Annotated in this window: 20 protein-coding genes and 1 tRNA gene; 13 read left to right on the top strand and 8 right to left on the bottom strand. The window is 69.7% G+C overall.

Features of this window, described 5'->3' with window-relative positions:
- Positions 1-119: 119 nt before the first annotated feature.
- Positions 120-746 (top strand): class I SAM-dependent methyltransferase, encoded by a 627-nt coding sequence (locus ACIRCZ_RS07525; RefSeq protein WP_402851263.1) that lies wholly within the window; start codon positions 120-122, stop codon positions 744-746.
- Between the two features lie 81 nt (positions 747-827).
- On the opposite strand, the gene ACIRCZ_RS07520 is transcribed toward ACIRCZ_RS07525, so the two are convergent.
- Positions 828-1,154, bottom strand: coding sequence for a hypothetical protein (locus ACIRCZ_RS07520; RefSeq protein WP_402851713.1), 327 nt, complete (start codon positions 1,152-1,154; stop codon positions 828-830).
- On the opposite strand from ACIRCZ_RS07520, the gene ACIRCZ_RS07515 reads away from it, so the two are divergent.
- Positions 1,060-1,473, top strand: a complete 414-nt coding sequence (locus ACIRCZ_RS07515) for a G5 domain-containing protein (RefSeq protein ID WP_402851698.1) — start codon at positions 1,060-1,062, stop codon at positions 1,471-1,473. The genes ACIRCZ_RS07520 and ACIRCZ_RS07515 overlap by 95 nt on opposite strands.
- Positions 1,474-1,559: 86 nt before the next feature.
- Here ACIRCZ_RS07515 and ACIRCZ_RS07510 read toward each other — a convergent pair whose 3' ends face one another.
- Both ACIRCZ_RS07510 and ACIRCZ_RS07505 read right to left on the bottom strand, forming a co-directional pair.
- The gene (locus tag ACIRCZ_RS07510; protein WP_402851260.1) at positions 1,560-2,318 is read right to left on the bottom strand and encodes a C40 family peptidase; all 759 of its coding nucleotides are present in this window, start codon (positions 2,316-2,318) and stop codon (positions 1,560-1,562) included.
- Between the two features lie 180 nt (positions 2,319-2,498).
- Positions 2,499-3,932 (bottom strand): MDR family MFS transporter, encoded by a 1,434-nt coding sequence (locus ACIRCZ_RS07505; RefSeq protein ID WP_402851257.1) that lies wholly within the window; start codon positions 3,930-3,932, stop codon positions 2,499-2,501.
- A gap of 128 nt (positions 3,933-4,060) precedes the next feature.
- On the opposite strand from ACIRCZ_RS07505, the gene ACIRCZ_RS07500 reads away from it, so the two are divergent.
- The 6 genes from ACIRCZ_RS07500 to ACIRCZ_RS07475 all read left to right on the top strand — a co-directional run bounded on the left by ACIRCZ_RS07500 (position 4,061) and on the right by ACIRCZ_RS07475 (position 10,609).
- A complete protein-coding gene (locus ACIRCZ_RS07500; RefSeq protein WP_402851254.1) occupies positions 4,061-4,660 on the top strand; it encodes an ArsR/SmtB family transcription factor in 600 nt (199 codons plus the stop codon).
- Complete coding sequence (locus ACIRCZ_RS07495) at positions 4,657-5,946, top strand: MFS transporter (RefSeq protein ID WP_402851251.1); 1,290 nt, start codon at positions 4,657-4,659, stop codon at positions 5,944-5,946. The genes ACIRCZ_RS07500 and ACIRCZ_RS07495 overlap by 4 nt, the downstream gene beginning before the upstream one ends.
- Positions 5,947-6,058: 112 nt before the next feature.
- Positions 6,059-9,784 (top strand): AAA family ATPase, encoded by a 3,726-nt coding sequence (locus ACIRCZ_RS07490; RefSeq protein ID WP_402851248.1) that lies wholly within the window; start codon positions 6,059-6,061, stop codon positions 9,782-9,784.
- Between the two features lie 28 nt (positions 9,785-9,812).
- Positions 9,813-10,034 (top strand): antitoxin, encoded by a 222-nt coding sequence (locus ACIRCZ_RS07485; RefSeq protein WP_402851245.1) that lies wholly within the window; start codon positions 9,813-9,815, stop codon positions 10,032-10,034.
- A 14-nt stretch (positions 10,035-10,048) separates the two neighbouring features.
- Positions 10,049-10,396: a type II toxin-antitoxin system PemK/MazF family toxin gene (locus ACIRCZ_RS07480; protein WP_402851242.1), complete on the top strand. Its 348-nt coding sequence runs from the start codon at positions 10,049-10,051 to the stop codon at positions 10,394-10,396.
- A 21-nt stretch (positions 10,397-10,417) separates the two neighbouring features.
- Complete coding sequence (locus ACIRCZ_RS07475; protein ID WP_157480367.1) at positions 10,418-10,609, top strand: hypothetical protein; 192 nt, start codon at positions 10,418-10,420, stop codon at positions 10,607-10,609.
- Between the two features lie 24 nt (positions 10,610-10,633).
- Here ACIRCZ_RS07475 and mscL read toward each other — a convergent pair whose 3' ends face one another.
- Genes mscL through ACIRCZ_RS07460 form a run of 3 tightly spaced genes read right to left on the bottom strand, consistent with a single transcriptional unit; the run spans position 10,634 to position 12,100 of the window.
- Positions 10,634-11,062: a large conductance mechanosensitive channel protein MscL gene (gene mscL / locus ACIRCZ_RS07470; RefSeq protein ID WP_055895319.1), complete on the bottom strand. Its 429-nt coding sequence runs from the start codon at positions 11,060-11,062 to the stop codon at positions 10,634-10,636.
- Between the two features lie 39 nt (positions 11,063-11,101).
- A complete protein-coding gene (locus ACIRCZ_RS07465) occupies positions 11,102-11,461 on the bottom strand; it encodes an FmdB family zinc ribbon protein (protein ID WP_082581422.1) in 360 nt (119 codons plus the stop codon).
- 54 nt (positions 11,462-11,515) lie between these two features.
- The gene (locus ACIRCZ_RS07460; protein ID WP_055895323.1) at positions 11,516-12,100 is read right to left on the bottom strand and encodes a 5-formyltetrahydrofolate cyclo-ligase; all 585 of its coding nucleotides are present in this window, start codon (positions 12,098-12,100) and stop codon (positions 11,516-11,518) included.
- 58 nt (positions 12,101-12,158) lie between these two features.
- Between ACIRCZ_RS07460 and galU the strand changes: the two genes are divergently transcribed.
- The 4 genes from galU to ACIRCZ_RS07440 all read left to right on the top strand — a co-directional run bounded on the left by galU (position 12,159) and on the right by ACIRCZ_RS07440 (position 15,176).
- Positions 12,159-13,130 (top strand): UTP--glucose-1-phosphate uridylyltransferase GalU, encoded by a 972-nt coding sequence (galU, locus tag ACIRCZ_RS07455; protein ID WP_055895325.1) that lies wholly within the window; start codon positions 12,159-12,161, stop codon positions 13,128-13,130.
- Between the two features lie 22 nt (positions 13,131-13,152).
- Positions 13,153-13,815 carry a GNAT family N-acetyltransferase gene (locus ACIRCZ_RS07450; RefSeq protein ID WP_055895326.1) on the top strand — a complete coding sequence of 221 codons (663 nt, stop codon included), beginning with the start codon at positions 13,153-13,155 and terminating at the stop codon, positions 13,813-13,815.
- 144 nt (positions 13,816-13,959) lie between these two features.
- Positions 13,960-15,051: a hypothetical protein gene (locus ACIRCZ_RS07445; protein WP_055895328.1), complete on the top strand. Its 1,092-nt coding sequence runs from the start codon at positions 13,960-13,962 to the stop codon at positions 15,049-15,051.
- Positions 15,052-15,103: 52 nt separating this feature from the next.
- Positions 15,104-15,176 (top strand) — tRNA-Ala (locus ACIRCZ_RS07440).
- 69 nt (positions 15,177-15,245) lie between these two features.
- Here ACIRCZ_RS07440 and ACIRCZ_RS07435 read toward each other — a convergent pair.
- Positions 15,246-15,863 carry a LysE/ArgO family amino acid transporter gene (locus ACIRCZ_RS07435; RefSeq protein WP_055895331.1) on the bottom strand — a complete coding sequence of 206 codons (618 nt, stop codon included), beginning with the start codon at positions 15,861-15,863 and terminating at the stop codon, positions 15,246-15,248.
- A gap of 71 nt (positions 15,864-15,934) precedes the next feature.
- On the opposite strand from ACIRCZ_RS07435, the gene ACIRCZ_RS07430 reads away from it, so the two are divergent.
- Positions 15,935-16,810: a LysR family transcriptional regulator ArgP gene (locus ACIRCZ_RS07430; protein WP_402851232.1), complete on the top strand. Its 876-nt coding sequence runs from the start codon at positions 15,935-15,937 to the stop codon at positions 16,808-16,810.
- Between the two features lie 62 nt (positions 16,811-16,872).
- On the opposite strand, the gene ACIRCZ_RS07425 is transcribed toward ACIRCZ_RS07430, so the two are convergent.
- A complete protein-coding gene (locus ACIRCZ_RS07425) occupies positions 16,873-18,033 on the bottom strand; it encodes an epoxide hydrolase family protein (protein ID WP_402851229.1) in 1,161 nt (386 codons plus the stop codon).
- Positions 18,034-18,086: the final 53 nt, after the last annotated feature.

Below are 18,086 nucleotides of genomic sequence, written 5' to 3'. Positions count from 1 at the left end.
CATTCGGCTCAATCCCATCAACGGTGAACAGTTCCTTGACGATGTTATTGGCTGAATGCTTTGAAGGGGCTGTACCGGTGCCGTACCGTTGCAGGGGTGCGAGACGAAGGTGAGCGACTGTGACGGCTGCGAAAGCTGAAGAGCCGGGAGGCTCCGGCAGCGGAACGGCCGGCCTCGAATACGCCGAGCGCCTGCGCAGGCTCGACAACTCCTGGTGGAGGAGGACGCTCAACGTCCAGGCGCCGTACCGGTACAACATCCGGCACATGCACCTCGGCAGGGTGCTGGACATCGGATGCGGTCTGGGCCGCAACCTCGCGCACCTCGGTAACAACGGGGTCGGCGTCGACCACAACCCGGAGTCGATCGCCACCGCCCGCGCCCGAGGCCTCACGGCGTTCACGAGCGAGGAGTTCCCGCACACCGAGTACGCGGTGCCCGGCGCGTTCGACGCCGCCCTCGTCGCCCACGTGGTCGAGCACCTCGACCCCGATTTCGCCGTCGAGCTCATCCAGAGCTATCTGCCGTACATCCGTTCCGGCGGCCAGGTGGCGTTCATCACGCCCCAGGAGCGCGGATACGCCAGCGACTCGACGCACGTCACGTTCGTCGACTTCGACGGTTTGCGCGCCCTGAGCGTGAAGCTCGGGCTGACCCCGATCCGTCAGTACTCGTTCCCGTTCCCGCGCGCGGCGGGCAAGGCGTTCCCGTACAACGAGTTCGTGATGCTGGCGCGCAAGCCGTAGCGTTTGCGCCCTGTTCTGGGCTGTTGCCCGCTCGGGCGCGCTCCCTCATACTCACTGCGAGGGAGCAAAGATGACAAAGACTCAAAAGCCTGCCTGGATGCGCGCGAGGACGACGTGGATCGTCGCAGGTTCGGCATTCGTCCTGGTGGTGGGGACGACCGCGATCGCGAACGCGGCTGCGCCGCACGCGCCGCAAGCCGCGCCGGTGACGTCTGCAGCGGAGGCGAGTGCCGCTCCGACATCGTCGACGCCGACTCCGACCGTGCTGATCGAGACGAAGACCGTCACGGTCGACGAGCCGATCCCCTTCCAGGTGTCGACGGTCGACGATCCGAACAGCGATGTTGGAACCACCGCAGTAACCGTCACCGGGCAGAACGGAGTGAAGACGAGCACGTTCCGGGTCACCCTGCGCGACGGTGTCGAGACCGAGCGAACGCTGGTCTCTGAGAGGGTGGCGACAGCGCCGGTGGACCAGGTGACGAGCGTGGGGAGTCGCCAGCCTGCACCCCCGGCGCCTCCGGCTCCGGCTGCACCTCCTGCTGCCCCTCCCGCGGCGGGTGGATGCGACCCGAACTACACGGGCGCGTGCGTTCCGATCGCGAGCGATGTCGACTGCGCGGGCGGGAGCGGCAATGGCCCCGCGTATGTTCAGGGTCCTGTGCAAGTGGTCGGTTCCGACATCTACGACCTCGACCGCGACGGTAACGGGGTCGGCTGCGAGTAGGTAAGCGGACTCGACGGCAATGGTCGGCGCTCGACGACGCCTGGCCGCCTACTGCGCACGTCGCGGGCCGCCGCGGCAGGAAACAGCTACGGCAGCAGCCGCGTGAAGTGGTGCGGCACGCCCTGCCACACGGTGGTGATCTCCACGGGCCGCCCGACGTCCGGCGCCTGGATGAGGACGCCTCCGCCCAGGTAGAGGCCGATGTGCTCCTCGTCGTCGAAGACGACCAGGTCGCCCGGCTGCGCGTCGGCCTCGCTGATGCGCGTGCCCGCGTCGTCCTGGAGGTGCACGAGGTGCCCGAGCTGGATGCCGGCTGACGCATATGCCTCGAGGACCAGGCCGGAGCAGTCGATGCCGTCGTGACTGGTTCCGTCGAGCACGTACGGGTCGCCGAGGTAGGTGAGAGCGGTCGCCACGATCTGCTGCCGGGGACCGGAGGCCGAGAGTGCTGCGGTGATCGCGGTCGCCGCCTGCTGGCCCGCCGCGCCTCCTTGCGCGCTGATGACGCCTGCGATGGCTCCGGCGACGGGGTCGTCCCTGTCGCGGCGGCTGTCCGAGGAGGATGCCGACGTCGCGCCGACCGTCAGCGACTGCAGGTGCTGCTCCGCGGCGGCGACCAGCACCACGGGCGCCGCCTCGGCCGCGATCGCGGAGTTCGTCGGCATGGCGATGAGAGCCGTGCCGACGAGGGCGATGGATGCGGCGGACGCCGCCAGCGCGCTGGTCCTGGACGGCGACGCGGCGTGACGGTGGCGCACCGCGGGGCGGGGAGGCGCATCCGTCCGGGTGGCTTCCGCGCGGTGACGGCCGCGCTCACCCCTGCCTGGCTGGGTTGCGGTGGGCATACGCTCCTCGGGTCGTGACGCGCCCCCGTGCACGGTCGGTGTGTGCACGCGATCGGTGCGTGCTCATGCCCCCGCGTTCCACCCTAGGAAGCGAATCCTGAGCGCCACCGGTGGATGCGGGCGGTTTGCGAGCCTTATCTCTGACGGTCCTCTCAGGCCGCCGCCCTCACACCACCATCGTCACGTCGCCGGCGTGAACGCCACGTCCTCCACGCGCGAGCGCGGCATCGACGCACCCGCCGCGATGGTGAGCGCCGACACCACTGCCACCGAGACGAACACGGCCGTCGCTGCTGCCTGCACCGTGCCGGGGTCGTGCTCGCCACCGCTGGACCCGCTGATGATCGAGTTGGCGATGGCCCCGAACACGGCGACGCCGACAGCGCTGCCGATCGAGCGCGCGAACATGTTGGTGCCCGTCACGACGCCTCGCTCGTTCCAGTCGACGCTGGACTGGGCGGCGATCAGCGTCGGCGTGGCGATCAGTCCCATCCCGAGGCCGACGATGAAGCAGCTGATCGCGACGAACGCGACACTCGGATGCACGGAGGTCGCCGCCAGCGTGATCGCCCCGACGAGCGCGATGCCTGAGCCGAGCAGCGCGGTGTTGCGGAAGCCGATGCGCAGGTAGAACCGGCCGGACTGGGAGGCCGCGATCGGCCAGCCGATGGTGAGCGCCGCCACCGCGAGCCCGGAGATCAGCGGCGTGACGTGCACGGTCCCTTCGAGATAGGTCGGCACGTACGAGGTGAGGCCGATCAGGATCGCGCCGACGCCCAGAGAGACGAGCGTGGTCGTCACGAGCAGGCGACGAGAGAACACCCAGAGCGGCAGCACCGGCTCCGAAGCGCGGCGCTCCACCAGCACGAACGCCACCAGGATGAGGCCGCCGAGCACGAACGAGCCGATGCTCCACACCGAGTTCCACGCCCAGCCCGTCCCACCCTCGAGCACGGCGAGAATGAGCAGCGTCATGCCGGAGGTGAGCAGGATCGAGCCGGCGTAGTCGATGCGGTGCTTGCGGCGCTCGATCTTCTCGTGGAAGGTGCGCATCAGCATCCACCCGGCCAGGATGCACAGGGGCACGTTGACGAAGAAGATCCACCTCCACGAGGTGAACTCGGAGAACAGGCCGCCGAGGGTCGGACCGACGACGGAGGAGATCGCCCACACGCTCGCCAGGTAGCCCTGCGCCTTGGCGCGCTCGGCGACCGTGTAGATGTCACCGGCGATGGTGACGGCCATCGGCTGGATGGCGCCGGCGCCGAGGCCCTGCACGGCGCGGAAGGCGATGAGGGCCGGCATGCTCCAGGCGAACCCGCAGAGCACGGAGCCGACCAGGAACAGCGCGATGCCGATCAGGACGATCGGCTTGCGTCCGATGGTGTCGGACAGCTTGGCGTAGAGCGGTACGGACACCGCTTGCGCCAGCAGGTAGACGGAGAACAGCCAGGGGAACTGCGCGAAGCCGCCGAGGTCGGCCACGATCGACGGGACGGCGGTGGCCAGGATGGTCGAGTCGATGGCGACCAGACCGGTGGTCAGCATCAAGGCGATCAGGATGGGACCGCGCTCTGATCGGAATCCGATACTGGCGGTGGTGGTGCTCGACATCGTTCTCCAGCTCTGTGCGTCTAGTTAACCCTCTACAACAACACGTCGCCCGGTCAACCATTCCCAGTCCGACGAGCAACGTGAGGTGCACCTTGACGTGAAAGACGAGTGCGCCGACAATGTGAAACATGTCTTTCACATCGAGCAGACCCGAGAACAGGCGGCAGGTCACCGACGCCCGCGCACTCCGCGCCCTCGCACATCCCCTGCGGCTCGCCCTGCTCAACCACCTCATGGCCTTCGGCACTCAGACCGCCAGCCAGTGCGCGGAGGTCGTCGGTTCCACCGCCTCCAACTGCAGCTACCACCTGCGCTCGCTCGCGCGCTACGGACTGGTCGAGTCCGTCGACCCGGAGGACGGGCGCGAGCGGCCGTGGCGCTCCACCGCGACCGGCCTGCAGTTCGGCGGCACGGACGACCCCGCCGTCGCGCTCGGCGCGGACACCGTCGAGCGCGTGCTGGTCGAGAAGCAGATCGACGACGAGGCCGCCCTCACCCACCGGGCGGTCGCCGGCCGCGACGCGCTCCCCGCCGACTGGAAAGACGCCATGCGGCTCTCCGGCTACGCCCTGCGCATGACGCCGGACGAGCTCCGCGACCTCGGCGACCGACTGGATGCACTCATCCGCCCGTACATCGGCCTCACCCGCAAGGACGCCCCGGAGGGCAGTGAGGTCGTCGCGCTGCACCTCAACGCCTACCGCCACCCGGATGCGAGGACATCGTGACAGACACCAGGCCGACCCCCGCCCCCGCGGGGGAGCGGAAGCGCTCGCCGCTGTTCCGCCGCGACTTCGCCCTGGTCTGGGCGAGCAGCTTCATCTCCGACACCGGCGACTGGCTGCTGATGATCGCGCTTCCGCTGTTCGCGTTCGCCGTCACGGGCAGCGCCCTCGGCGCATCCACGGTCTTCCTCGCCGAGCTGGTGCCCATGCTCGTTCTCGGCAGCTTCCTCGGCGTCCTGGTCGACCGCTGGGACCACCGCAGGACGATGATCGTCGCGAACCTGCTGCAGGGTGCGCTGCTGCTGCCTCTGCTGGCGGCGTCGGCCGACCGGATGTGGATCGTCTACGTCGTCGCAGCGCTCGAAGCCTGCCTCGGCGCGATCGTCAACCCGGCCAAGCAGGCGCTCGTGCCCCGCCTGGTCGACGAGGACCAGCTCGGCCAGGGCAACGCGCTGATGGCGGTCAGCGACAATCTCGCGCGCCTCATCGGCTCGCCGCTCGGCGGGCTCGCGTTCGTGCTGGTCGGGCTGCCTGGCGTCGTGGTGGTGGATGCGGTGAGCTACCTGGTGAGCGCCGGGCTCGTGGCGCTCAGCCGCCCCCGCGCATCCGCGGGGCGGGCCGGGCGGACGGAGCAGGAAGAGGAACGCGACGCGCCGCTCCCTCGGGTGCACTTCCTCCGGCAGTGGCTCGACGGGCTCAGCACCATCCGCAGAGTGCGCCCCCTCGGCGCCGTGACCGCGATCACCACGCTCGGCCAGTTCGCGCAGGGCATCTTCCTCGTCCTCTTCATCGTCTATGTGTCCGACCAGCTCGGCGCGAACGGCACGGAGGTCGGGCTGCTGCGCGGGGTACAGGCGATCGGCGGAGTGCTCGGCGGCCTCCTCAGCGGCGTGCTGCTGCGCCGGTTCGCACCGCGCACGCTCGTCGGCGTCGGCTATCTCGTGTTCGGCGCGATCTCGCTCGTCACCTGGAACCTGTATCCGGTGACGACGGCGGTCGGCGTGTACGTCGGGCTGTTCATCGCGGTCGGCATCCCAGCGGTGGCGACCACCACCGGCATGATCACGATCGTGCAGCGCGTCACCCCGCCGGATGCGCTCGGCCGCGTCTTCGCGTCCGTCACCACGTTCGGCGGTGCCGCACAGGGTGCGGGGCTGCTCGTGGCCGGTTTCCTCGCGGAACGGTTCGACGTCGTCGCCATCCTCAACGGGCAGGCGCTCGTCTACGTCGCCTGCGGGATGCTCGGCCTCCTGTTGCTCGGGGAGAGGGGCCGTCGCAGCGCGGGGTAGCCTGGACAGTGCCCTTTAGCGCGAAACTCGCCCGTATTGCAAGGGGAATACTGGATTCAGCCCGTAGGGTGGCCGTGTGTGGCGACTGGACAGGAAGAACGAGGATGACGACATGATGTCGGACATTCCGGACGATGACGCCCTCAACCCGCAGAACACCACGTCACCGCACGCGATCAGCCTCGGTGACCCTGCGCTCGTGGCCGGCAACATCGCCGAGCCCGTGTGGCACAGGTGGCGGGAGGAGATCGCAGCTCTCGGCGGTGCATCCCCTCTGCTGCACTTCGAGGACAGCCCGCGGACCCGTATCGAGCTGAGCTCGACGCATCCGGGAGGGCTCCCGCAGTTCATCACGGGCCAGTCGACGCTGCTGTCGAGCCTGATCCGCGACGAGCTCGCCCTGCGCACGGCGCGCGCCGCGGCAAACGCGATCACCGCGAAGGGCATCGAGCTGCGCTCTGTGCGCGGCATCGAGTCCGTGCACCTGGCGATCGGGCTCGCCCAGTGGCGGCACGGCGGCGAGGAGTACACGGCGCCGATCCTGCTCCGCCCGCTCGCGATCCGCCGCTACGGCCGCGACTTCGAGCTGAAGCTCAAAGGCCAGCCGTACCTGAACCCTGAGCTGGCCCGCGCACTCGCCGAGCAGTTCCAGATCACGCTCGACGCCGACGCGTTCGTCGCGCTCGCCCTCACCAACGGCGTGTTCAAGCCGCAGCCGGTGATCGACCGGCTGCGCGGCCTCACCTCGCACCTGCCCTGGTTCAACGTGCAGCCGCGGCTCGTCGTCTCGTCGTTCGCCGACGTCGCCACCGCGATGCGCGCAGAGGCGGAGGATCTCGACACGGTCGTGCTGGATGCCCTGGCAGGCAACCCGACGGCGCGCCGCACCGTGGAGAGCGCCTTCAACCCCGTGCAGCCCGTCCGCCAGGACGAGCGCCCGCCCGCCACCGACACCCTACTGCTGGATGCGGACGAGGAGCAGGAGAACGTCGTCGCCCAGATCGCGGCAGGCAACTCCATCGTCGTCAAGACGCTGCCGGGCACCGGTGGCACGCAGACCATCGTCAACGCCATCGGCGCACTTGTCGCCCAGCACAAGCGCGTGCTGGTCGTGACCCCGCGCCGGTCGAGCATCGAGGACATCACCCACCGGCTCACCCAGGTCGGCCTGCCCGGCCTCGCCGTGACGCCGCGTTCGCTGCGCCGCGACGTGATCCAGTCGATCGGCCGCAACGAGAAGGCCACCCAGCCGAAGGTCACCGACGTCGACGAGGCGCTGGTGCGCCTGCGCAAGGTGCTGCTCGACTACCGCGCGGCGCTCACCCGCCGCGACCCTGTGCTCAAGGTCTCCGTGCTGGATGCGCTCGGCGAGCTGTCCCGCCTGTCGCTGCTGCCCACCCCTCCGTCGACGACCGCCAGGCTGGACCGCGCATCCATCGAGCTGCTGGCGAACGACAGGCCGTCCGCCGCCGACGCGCTCATCCGCGCGGCCAGGCTCGGCGAATTCCGCTACGGCCCGAACGACTCGCCCTGGTACGGCGCATCGTTCGGCACCACTGCGGAGGGCAACGCCGCGCACGAGCTGGCGAAGAAGCTCAACCGATCCGAACTGCCGCGGCTCATCGAGCGGGCGAAAAGCCTGATCGGCCAGACCAGGATGCGGCCGTTCGAGTCCATCGCGGAGCTCGGCGTCTACCTGCGCCTCCTGCTCGACGTGCGCGAGACGCTCGACAAGTTCCAGCCGGCCGTCTACGACCGGTCGATCGCCGAGCTCATCGCCGCGACGGCGACGCGACGCGAATCCCCGTCGATGTCCGGCGCGAACCGCCGCCGCCTGCGCAAGCTGGCGCTGGAGTACGTGCGCCCAGGGGTGCACGTGACCGATCTCAACGAGAGCCTGCGGCGCATCCAGCAGCAGCGCATCCTGTGGCAGCGGTTCGCCGCGGCAGGGGTGGTGCCGGAGGTGCCCGTCGGCATCGCGGACGTGCAGGTCGCGTACCAGCGCGTCGCGGAAGACCTGGCACGCCTCGACATCCCGCTGCGCCGCACCGGGACGCCGTTCTCGCTGTCCGTGCTGCCGATCGACGAGCTCACCCGGCAGATCGCCGGCCTCGCCGCCGAGTCGGAGGTGCTGGCCAACCTGCAGGAGCGCACGGCGCTGCTCACCGAGCTGCGCGAGCGCAAGCTGGACCCGCTGCTCTCCGACCTGTCCCAGCGGCACGTGCCGGAGACGCAGGTCTCCGCCGAGCTGGAGCTCGCCTGGTGGCAGTCCGTACTGGAGTCGCTGCTCGCCTCCGACCGCGCCCTGCTCAACGGCAACACCGGCGTGCTCGACCGGCTGGAAGCCGACTTCCGGCTCGTGGACGAGGCGCACGCCTCCGCCACCGGCCAGCAGCTCGCCTGGATGCTCGCCGAGACCTGGAAGATCGGCATCGTCGACTGGCCGGACGAGGCTGCGGCCCTCAAGAAGCTGCTGAAGAGCGACAGGACCACGGCGGCGACCCTCAACGAGGTCGCGCCGCACCTGGCGCGCCCGCTGGCTCCGGTGTGGCTGGTGTCGCCGTACGAGGTGACGTCGATCAGCCAGGACGTGGCGTTCGACGCCGTGCTGCTGGTGGACGCCGGAGCATCCATGCTGTCGGAGAACGTCCCGGTCATCCGTCGTGCCCGCCAGATCGTGGCGTTCGGCGATCCCGTCACGCAGACTCCGTCGCCGTTCGACATCGGAGCGCACGAGTACGGCACGACCGTCGATCAGGTGGATGTGGATGCCGCCCACGCGGGCTCCGCCCTGGCCGAGCTCTCCGAGCTGCTTCCGGTCTACACGCTCACCCGCAGCTACCGCGCCGGTGGAGAAGACCTCGCCGACCTGGTCAACCGCCGCTTCTACGGCGGGATGATCGACTCGCTGCCCTGGGCGGGAACGTACCTCGGTCACGGCAGCCTCACGCTCAACTATGTCACCGGCGGCCAGGGGATGCCGGACAGCGACACCGGAGCGGTGGAGAGCACGGACGCCGAGGTGTCGAAGGTGGTCGAGCTGGTGCTCGAGCACGCGACGGAGCGTCCCCGCGAATCCCTCATGGTCATCACGGCCAGCGAGCGGCACGCGGTGCGGGTGAACCAGGCCGTGCTCGCCGCCTTCGCCAAGCGCACGGAGCTGGCCGACTTCATCCTGAAGGACAACGCCGAGCCGTTCACGGTCGTCACGCTGGAGCAGTCGGTGGCGCAGAGCCGCGACCGCGTCATCTTCTCGATCGGCTACGGCCGCACCCCGCACGGCCGTCTGCTCTCCAACTTCGGAGCGCTCGCCGAGCCGGGAGGGGAGCGCCTGCTCGCCGTCGGCATGACCCGCGCCCGCCGCGGCATGGACATCGTCTCCTGCTTCAAGCCGGAGGACATCGACGACACCAGGATGCGTCACGGCATGGCCGCGCTCGCCCAGGTCCTCGGTGAGGCCGACCAGATCCAGGCGGCCACGGCCCAGTACCTCAGCCACGACGCCGACCCGATGGTCCTCGACCTCGCCAAGCGCCTCACCAGGCGCGGTCTGGATGTGCAGCTCGGCTACCGGGGCAAGCTCGCCCTTGTCGCCTCCCACGCTGGACGTGCGGTCGCCGTCGAGACGGACGACGACGTCAACAAGGGCAGCCTCCGCGAGTCGCTGCGCCTGCGTCCCGACGTCCTCCGACGCCTCGGCTGGCACTATCTCCGCGTGCACAGCTTCGAGCTGTTCGCCGACCCCGACGCGGTCGCCGGCCGCATCGCCCGCCTCATCGGCATCCACGAGCCGGACACGCAGACGGCGCCGATCGCGCTGCCGGTGCAGCAAGGGTAGGGCAGTCGCACCGGGGTAGCATCACGGTATGACCGCCAAGCTCAGCATCAGTGTCTCTGACGCCGACCTCGCCATCATCGACGCGGTCGCGCACGACAGGGGCGGCAACCGCTCCGCGGTGATCCACGACATGGTGCGCGTCTTCCGTGAGCTCCAGGCGGAGGACGAGTATCTGCGCATGTTCGACGAGTGGGACGGCTCGGACGATAAGAAGCTCTGGGACGCGACGACACCAGACGGCCTGCGCTGATGCGTCGAGGAGACGTGCTCCTCGTCGAGCTCGATCCTGCGCGCGCGGGGGAGGCCGCGAAGACCCGGCCGTGCATCGTGGTGAGCAACGCAGGCGTGAATGCCGCGGTGACGCGGGCGCACAAGGGTGCGATCGTGGTCGTGCCCGTCACAGCGAGCGTCGGCTACGTGCATCCCGATTCGCAGGTGCTGATCGACGACCAGGATGCGCTCGCGGACATGGGCCTCGCCGTGCCGTCGAAGGCGCAGGCGGACCAGATCACGGCCATCTCAGCGGAGCGCATCCAGCGCATCATCGGCAGGGCTCCCGCGTGGGTCGGCCACCAGCTCGACGACGCCATCCGGTTTCACCTGTCGCTCTGACCGCGACGGTACCCTGGAAGGGTGAGCGAGACGAGCAGGCGGAAGCATCGGCGCGTGCAGGTGGGCGCGGCGCCGGGGACCGACCCCGCACCGCAGAGCGGTCAGGGCGCGCCGGCGCCGCAGCGAGCCGCCGAGGACACCGACCGGGCCTGGAACGGCGGGTCGGACAGCAACGACGAACGGCTGCGGCAGGACGTCCCGCCGCACTGGTGAGCGCCGGCGGAGACGGAGTGAGCGCTACTCCGCGTGCTTGCCGGCCGCTGACGGCGGAGCGGCCTGCGTCTGCAGCAGGTCGCGGATCTCGGTGAGCAGATCGAGCTCGGTGATCGGCGCATCCGGCTCCACGACGCCCTGGTTGCGGAGCTTCTGCGCGCGGTTCTTCGCGAGGTTGATCGGGTAGACGAAGACGAAGTAGACGACGACCGCCACGATCAGGAACTGGATGATCGCCCCGACGACAGCGCCGAACTTGATGTGGGCGTCGCCGATCACCAGCGTCATGGAGTTCTCCAGGCTGTCGGCGCTGAAGATCGCGCCGATGAGCGGGTTGAACACGTTGTTGACGATCGAGTTCACCACAGCGGTGAACGCAGCGCCGATGACGACGGCCACGGCCAGATCGATCACGTTCCCGCGGAGGATGAACTCCTTGAATCCTTTGAGCATGGCCGGTCCTTTCGGTCTGTTGGGCAGGGTTCGGTGGAACTAGCTGGACGACGACGTGGATGCGGCGGGCGCGCTGGACGATCCTGAGCCGGACGATGAGGAGCCGGACGATGAGGAGCCGGACGACGAGGAACCGGACGACGAGGAGCCGGACGACGAGGAACCGGAACCGGAGGACCCGGAGCCCGACGACGAGCCTGATCCCGTGCTGGACGACTTCGTCCCGCGCGAGTCCGTGCGGTAGAAGCCGGACCCGTTGAACGTCACGCCGACCGTGCCGAACACCTTGCGCAGGCTGCCGCCGCAGGTGGGGCAGACGGTGAGCGCGTCGTCGGTGAACGCCTGCTGGATGTCGAAGGCGGTCCCGCAGTCGCGGCACGAGTACGAATAGGTGGGCATTGTGTCAGGCTCCGGAAAGGTCGGGGTGTCGGGCGGGTTCGCCCGGTGCAGCCGTCATGAGAATTGCACGATCCTGGTCGGGGTGACCGCACCGTCGACCGGTTGATCGTGTCGTTCGCGCGGGACGTCGTCGACGAGTTCGGCATCGAACAGCACAGCGTACACCGGGGGACATTTTTCCATGCTGCCGAGGGTCTTGTCGAAATAGCCTCTGCCCCAGCCCATCCGCATCCCGGAGGCGTCGACGGCGGCGGCGGGGATGACGATGAGGTCGACATCGTTGATCGCGATGGGGCCGAGCAGCTCGCCGACCGCCTCCGGCATGCCGAACAGGCCCTCGGTCTCCGTCTCGCCGTCGCCGGTCGTCCAGTCGAGCAGGCCGTCCTCGCGGGAGATCGGGAGGAGCACGCGGATGCCCTGGGCGTGCATCCAGTTGAGGAACGGTCGCGTGTCCGGCTCGATCGGCGTGGACAGGTAGCAGGCGACGGAGCGCGCGGACAGATCGGTGGCGAGGTCGATGAGGTTGCGGGTGATGCCCGCCGTCGCCGCAGCACGCTCGGTGCTGGTGAGGTTCTGTCGTCGTTCGCGGAGTTCGGCGCGCAGAGCGCGCTTGCGATGGGCGGCAGTATCCGAATCCATAAGCCAATCCTAGGAGATTGCATCCGGGGGTGTCCGGAATTGCCGATACCCTGAGCAGATGGCAACGCACGTCACTAAAGCAGTCATCCCAGCTGCGGGCCTCGGCACCCGCTTCCTTCCCGCCACCAAGGCCATGCCGAAGGAGATGCTCCCCGTCGTCGACAAGCCGGCCATCCAATACGTGGTGGAAGAGGCCGTGGACGCCGGACTCCACGATGTCCTCATGATCACCGGCCGCAACAAGAACGCGCTGGAGAACCACTTCGACCGCAACGCCGAATTGGAGGAGACGCTCACCAGGAAGGGCGACACCGACCGGCTCGAGAAGGTCAACTACTCCACCGCTCTCGCGGACATGCACTACGTGCGCCAGGGTGACCCCAAGGGTCTCGGCCACGCCGTGCTGCGGGCGAAGATGCACGTCGGCCGCGAACCGTTCGCCGTGCTCCTCGGCGACGACATCATCGACTCGCGCGACGAGCTGCTGTCCAGGATGCTCGAGGTGCAGCAGGAGCGGAACACCACTGTCGTCGCCCTTCTCGAGGTCGACCCCAGCCAGATCCACCTCTACGGCGCAGCAGCCGTCGAGGAGACGGAGGACGACGACGTCGTCCGCATCACCGGACTCGTCGAGAAGCCCGACCGCGAGCACGCGCCGTCGAACTACGCGATCATCGGCCGCTACGTGCTGCGTCCGGAGGTCTTCGACGTGCTGGAGAAGACCGAGCCTGGCAAGGGCGGCGAGATCCAGCTCACGGATGCGCTGCAGTCGATGGCGCAGGCTCCGGACTGGACGGGCGGCGTGTACGGCGTCGTCTTCCGCGGCCGCCGCTACGACACCGGTGACCGTCTCGACTACATCAAGGCGATCGTGCAGCTCGCGTCCGACCGCGAGGACCTCGGCCCCGACCTGCGCCCCTGGCTCCGCGAGTTCGCCGCCGGGCTCGAGGACGAGCCGGACGAGGTGCTGCCGGAGATGCCGGCCGAGCCGGCCGAACCCGTCGAAACCGTCGCCGACCCGGCCAACTAGCCGCACCACGAAGGAGAGGTCCGTGGCGATCGTCGTACCGTCACTCAGCGAGGGCAAGGTGGGGCTCAGGCCCATTCGCCTCCGCGACGCCCGCGGTCTGGAGCGTTCCCTGCTCGAAAACCGCAGCTGGCTGCGCCAGTGGGAGGCGACCAGCCCGTATGCCCCGACATCGTTCGACACCCGGTCGAGCATCCGCTCGCTGCTGGCGAATGCGCGGGCGGGGCACGGCCTGCCGTTCGTCGTCGAGTACGACGGGCAGCTCGCCGGGCAGCTCAACGTGTCGTCGATCACCTACGGCTCGCTGTCGAGTGCGACCATCGGCTACTGGGTGTCCGAGGAGTTCGCCGGGCGCAACATCACGCCGACAGCCGTCGCCCTCGCCACGGACTACTGCTTCTACCAGCTCGGGCTGCACAGGATGGAGATCTGCATCCGGCCGGAGAACGGCCCGAGCCTGCGCGTGGTCGAGAAGCTCGGCTTCCGCTACGAGGGGCTGCGTCGCAGGTACATCCACATCAACGGCGACTGGCGCGACCACTTCTGCTTCGGGCTGGTGACAGAGGAGCTGACCCAGGGCGTCCTCCGCCGGTGGCTCGACGGCAACGCTCCAGGGGATGCGGCGACCATCCCCGCCGAGGACAGGGCGGCTGCGGCGATCCCCATCCCGATCGCACGACAGCGCTGACGGCCCGCCGCAAGCCGCGAGCGGCGAGCGGCGGGACGCCGACCCGCTGAGCCGCGGCTGCATCCGGGCTGAGAGAACTCTCCATCGCGAACACACCCGGCGCGCTGCCGGGCCACGGGACACGCCGCCCCCTACCGTAGAGGCATGACAGGGGACGTGATGGGCGGTGGGGTGGTCGTTGCCATCGCCGCTGCGCTGTGGCTGGCCTATCTCATCCCGGTGTGGCTGCGCAGGCGCGAGTATCTGGCGACCGAACGCAACGCGGTGAGGCTGCAGCAGACGCTGCGCATCCTGGCCGAGACGAGCGAGGTGCCGGAGCAGGTGCGCATGGAGGCGACGGCCCGCACCGTGGCCGAGCAGCAGCGCATCCTGAAGCGTGCGGAGCAGAAGAAGCTGGCGGAGGCTCGCGCTGCCGCCGCGGCGCACGCTCGCCGCGAGCAGGCAATCGCGGAAGAGGAGCGCCGCGTCGCAGAGGAGGCGGAGGCCGCCGCCGCAGACGCCATCGCGCTCGAACGCGCCGCTCGCGCAGCAGCCGCCCAGCGCGCCCGTGTCCTCGCGGCAGCGACCGCGATCCCGAAGCTCTCGCCCCAGCGCCGCCGCCGGTTGCGCCGCTCGCGGGGGCTGAGCACACTCGTCCTCGTCGCCGCGGTGGTCGGGGGAGTGATCGGCACGGTCTCCCTGGTCGCCACTGGGGCGTGGCTCACGCTCGCCGTCTCCTCCGTCGTCGGAGTGCTGGCCATCGGGATGCTCGTCCGCCTTGCCGGCGCGGAGCGCACGGCCGCCGTGTCGACCGTCGTGCCGCTCGCCGCGCCCATCGCGCCCGCGCTCTACGACGACGCGCAGCACGACGTCCAGCAGGTCAGCCGCCCCCGTCAGGAGAGCTGGACTCCGCGTCCGCTGCCCAAGCCGCTGCACCTGTCCCGCGGCACCATCGCTGCGACGGCGATGGCGTCGATGGATGCGGCCACCGCGCTGCGCCGCTCGGCCGCCCTGGCCGAGGTTGAGCGTAAGGCGGCGGAGCGCATCCCGGCTCCGATGCCGCTGCGGCCGGTCGCGACAGCGCCGGCTGTGCCAGCTGCCGCGGCGGTGCACACCGCTCCCGCGCCGTCGGCGCCCGTCGCCGTTGCGCCGGCGCAGGAGCCCAGCCGGTACGCGGCGATGGGCCTCGTCGGCGACCTCGACAGCAACGCGATCGACCTCGACGCCGTTCTTCGCAGGCGACGCGCCGCAAGCTAGCCCCGATTCGATTTCGACCCCGCAGGGGTGATATGGTTTTGGAGCAGTTCACGGGGCTATGGCGCAGTTGGTAGCGCGCTTCGTTCGCATCGAAGAGGTCAGGAGTTCGAATCTCCTTAGCTCCACAACCACGGGCCGCACTTCCTAGGAAGTGCGGCCCGTTTCGTTCGTGCCGTGCCGTGTTGCCTCGGCGCTCACACGACCAGCAGCACCGCAAGCACCAGCATCAGCACAGCGATGCAGCCGTCCAGGATGCGCCACGCCACCGGCCGCGCGAAGACCGGGGCGAGGTAGCGGGCGCCGAAGCCGAGCATCCCGAACCAGAGGATGCTGGCGGTCACCGCGCCGGCGCCGAACACCCAGCGGCCGGGGTCGCCGTGGGAGGCGCTGAGCGAGCCGAGCAGCAGCACGGTGTCCAGGTAGACGTGCGGGTTGAGCCAGGTGAGGGCGAGGCAGGTGCCGACCGCGGTCAGCAGCGAGGTCGCAGCGGCTCCGGTGCCGGCGTCGAGGCGTTCCGGCCGGAGGGCGCGGCGGGCGGCGAACAGCGCGTAGAGCAGCAGGAATGCGAAGCCTGCCCAGCGGATGATCTCCAGGGCGACGGGCGCTGAGCGAATGATCGCGCCGATTCCCGCGACCCCCGCCGCGATCAGGACCGCGTCGCTCGCCACGCAGATCAGCACGATCGGGAGGACGTGCTCGCGCCGCAGCCCCTGCCGCAGCACGTAGGCATTCTGCGCGCCGATTGCGATGATCAGGGAGGCTCCGGCGCCGAGGCCGGTCAGGTAGACGGCGAAGGCGGAGGCGGGGGTCACAGTTCGAGACTAGGCATCGGCGCGTGTGTAGGGAAGCTCATGATTCTTATGTTCCATTAGCATTGCTGTTGATGGATGCCAGCACCGATCAGCTTCGCACGCTGGCCGCGGTCGTCGACCACGGCACGTTCGACCGCGCCGCGTCCGCGCTGCACATCACGCCGTCCGCGGTCAGCCAGCGGATGCGTTCCCTCGAATCGCAGGTCGGGCGTGTCCTCGTCCGCCGCAGCAAGCCGATCGAGCCGACCGAGGCCGGCCGCGTCCTGCTCACGCTCGCCAGACAGGTCGCGCTGCTGGAGAGCGAAGCGGTGGATGCGCTCGGAGGCGACGAGACGGGGCCTGTGCCGCGCATCCCGCTGGTGGTCAACGCCGACTCGCTGGCGACCTGGGTGCTGCCCGCCATCGCCGAACTCGGCGACATCGCGTTCGACATCGTGCTCGACGACCAGGAGCACACCCTCGACCGGCTGCGGGACGGCACGGCGATGGCGGCGATCAGCTCCGACCGTGAGCCGGTGCAGGGCTGCACCGTCACCCGGCTGGGCGCGATGCGGTACCGTGCGGCCGCGAGTCCGGCGTTCGTGGCCCGCCGGCTGCCGGACGGCTGGACGCCGGAGGCGATGGCCGAGGCGCCGATGCTGGTGTTCGACAGGAAGGACGCCCTGCAGGACCGCTACCTCGCCGCGCACGCGCCTGGTGCGCATCCACCGCGTCACTACGTGCCGGCATCGAGCGAGTTCGTGCGGGCGGCGGAGCTCGGCCTCGGCTGGGGGATGCTGCCCGACCTGCAGACCGTCGCGCAGCTCGCCGCAGGCGACCTCGTGGTGCTCGACGACGCCGATCCTGTCGACGTGCCGTTGTTCTGGCACCAGTGGTCGCTGCAGTCATCGACCCTCGCCGCCGTCGCATCCACCCTGGCCGCCGCCGCTGCTCGCGCTCTACGGTAGGCGGGACGGGACCAGACACAGCCGGCAGCTGGCAGCCGGCAGCAGGCAGCAGGCCGGCCCGCTCAGGCGGTGGCGCGCACGATCTCGAAGAACGCGCGCATGTCCGAGGCGACGAGGTCAGGGGTCTGCTTGGCGGTGAAGTGGCCGCCCGTCGGCAGGTCGTTCCAGAACCGGATGTCGGTGTACGTGCGCTCGGCGTAGCTGCGCGGGAACCCGCGTTCGCCGTACTGGATCGAGACGCCGACGGGCACGTGGATGCGCGGCATCGGCGGCTCCTGCGCGTCGTCGTAGTACGCGCGGAACGACGTGCCGATCGAACCGGTGAACCAGTAGAGCGCGATGGTGGTGAGGAGCTCGTCCGTGGTCCACCAGGTGTGCACGTCGTCGGAGCCGCTCCACTCGCGGAACTTCTCCAGCAGCCAGGCGGCGAGGCCGGCCGGGGAGTCGGTGAGGCCCACAGCGAGGGTGTCCGGGCGCGTCGACTGCTGGGCAGAGTATGCGCTCGCCCTCGCCCACTTGCTGTCGAGCCACGCGACGAACGCCTGCTCGTCGTCGGTCAGGTCGGCGGCGCGCTCCTTCGGCGGGAACGCCGCGTGCGTCGCGAACAGGCCGAGTACCGCGTCGGGGTGCAGGGCAGCGAGGCGGTCGCTGGTCCAGGTGCCGACATCCTCTCCGTAGGTGGCGTAGCGCTGGTAGCCGAGCACGTCGGTCATCAGCGTGTGCCAGCGCTCCGCGACCGCATCCGACGTGAACGGCACTCCCATCGGCGCGGAGAAGCCGAACCCGGGGAGCGACGGCACGACCACGTCGAACGTCTGCCCGGAGCCGTCGTCCGTGCTGAGCAGTTCTGCCAGCGGCAGCATCTCGATGAAGGAGTACGGCCAGCCGTGGCTCAGCACGATCGGGATGGGGTCTGCCGCGCCGGCCCTGCGCTGCCCGCGCAGGTAGGCGAAGTGCACCAGGTCGCCGCCGATCACCGAGGTGTACTGCGGCACGGCGTTCAGGCGCGCCTCTGCCGCTCGCCAGTCGTAGCGGTCGCGCCACTCGTCCATCAGCGCGCGCAGGGTCGGGAGGTCGACGCCGGCAGCCCAGGGCGCTGCGGGCGTCTGCGCCGGATAGCGCGTGCGGTCAAGCCGCTCGTGCAGATCGGCGATGTCGTCGTCCGGCACGGCGATGCGGAACGGTTCGGCTTCGGTGAACGAGACGGAAGGAGTGGCGGCCATGAGCCGAGCGTACGCCGCACCGCCGACACGTCTCAGCGTCAGAACCCCGGTAG

Origin of the sequence: Leifsonia sp. NPDC102414 (assembly GCF_044765685.1) — a bacterium.
Lineage (GTDB): Bacteria > Actinomycetota > Actinomycetes > Actinomycetales > Microbacteriaceae > Leifsonia.
Note: the sequence above shows the minus strand (reverse complement) of the source record. Positions and strands in the feature narration are given on the sequence as shown.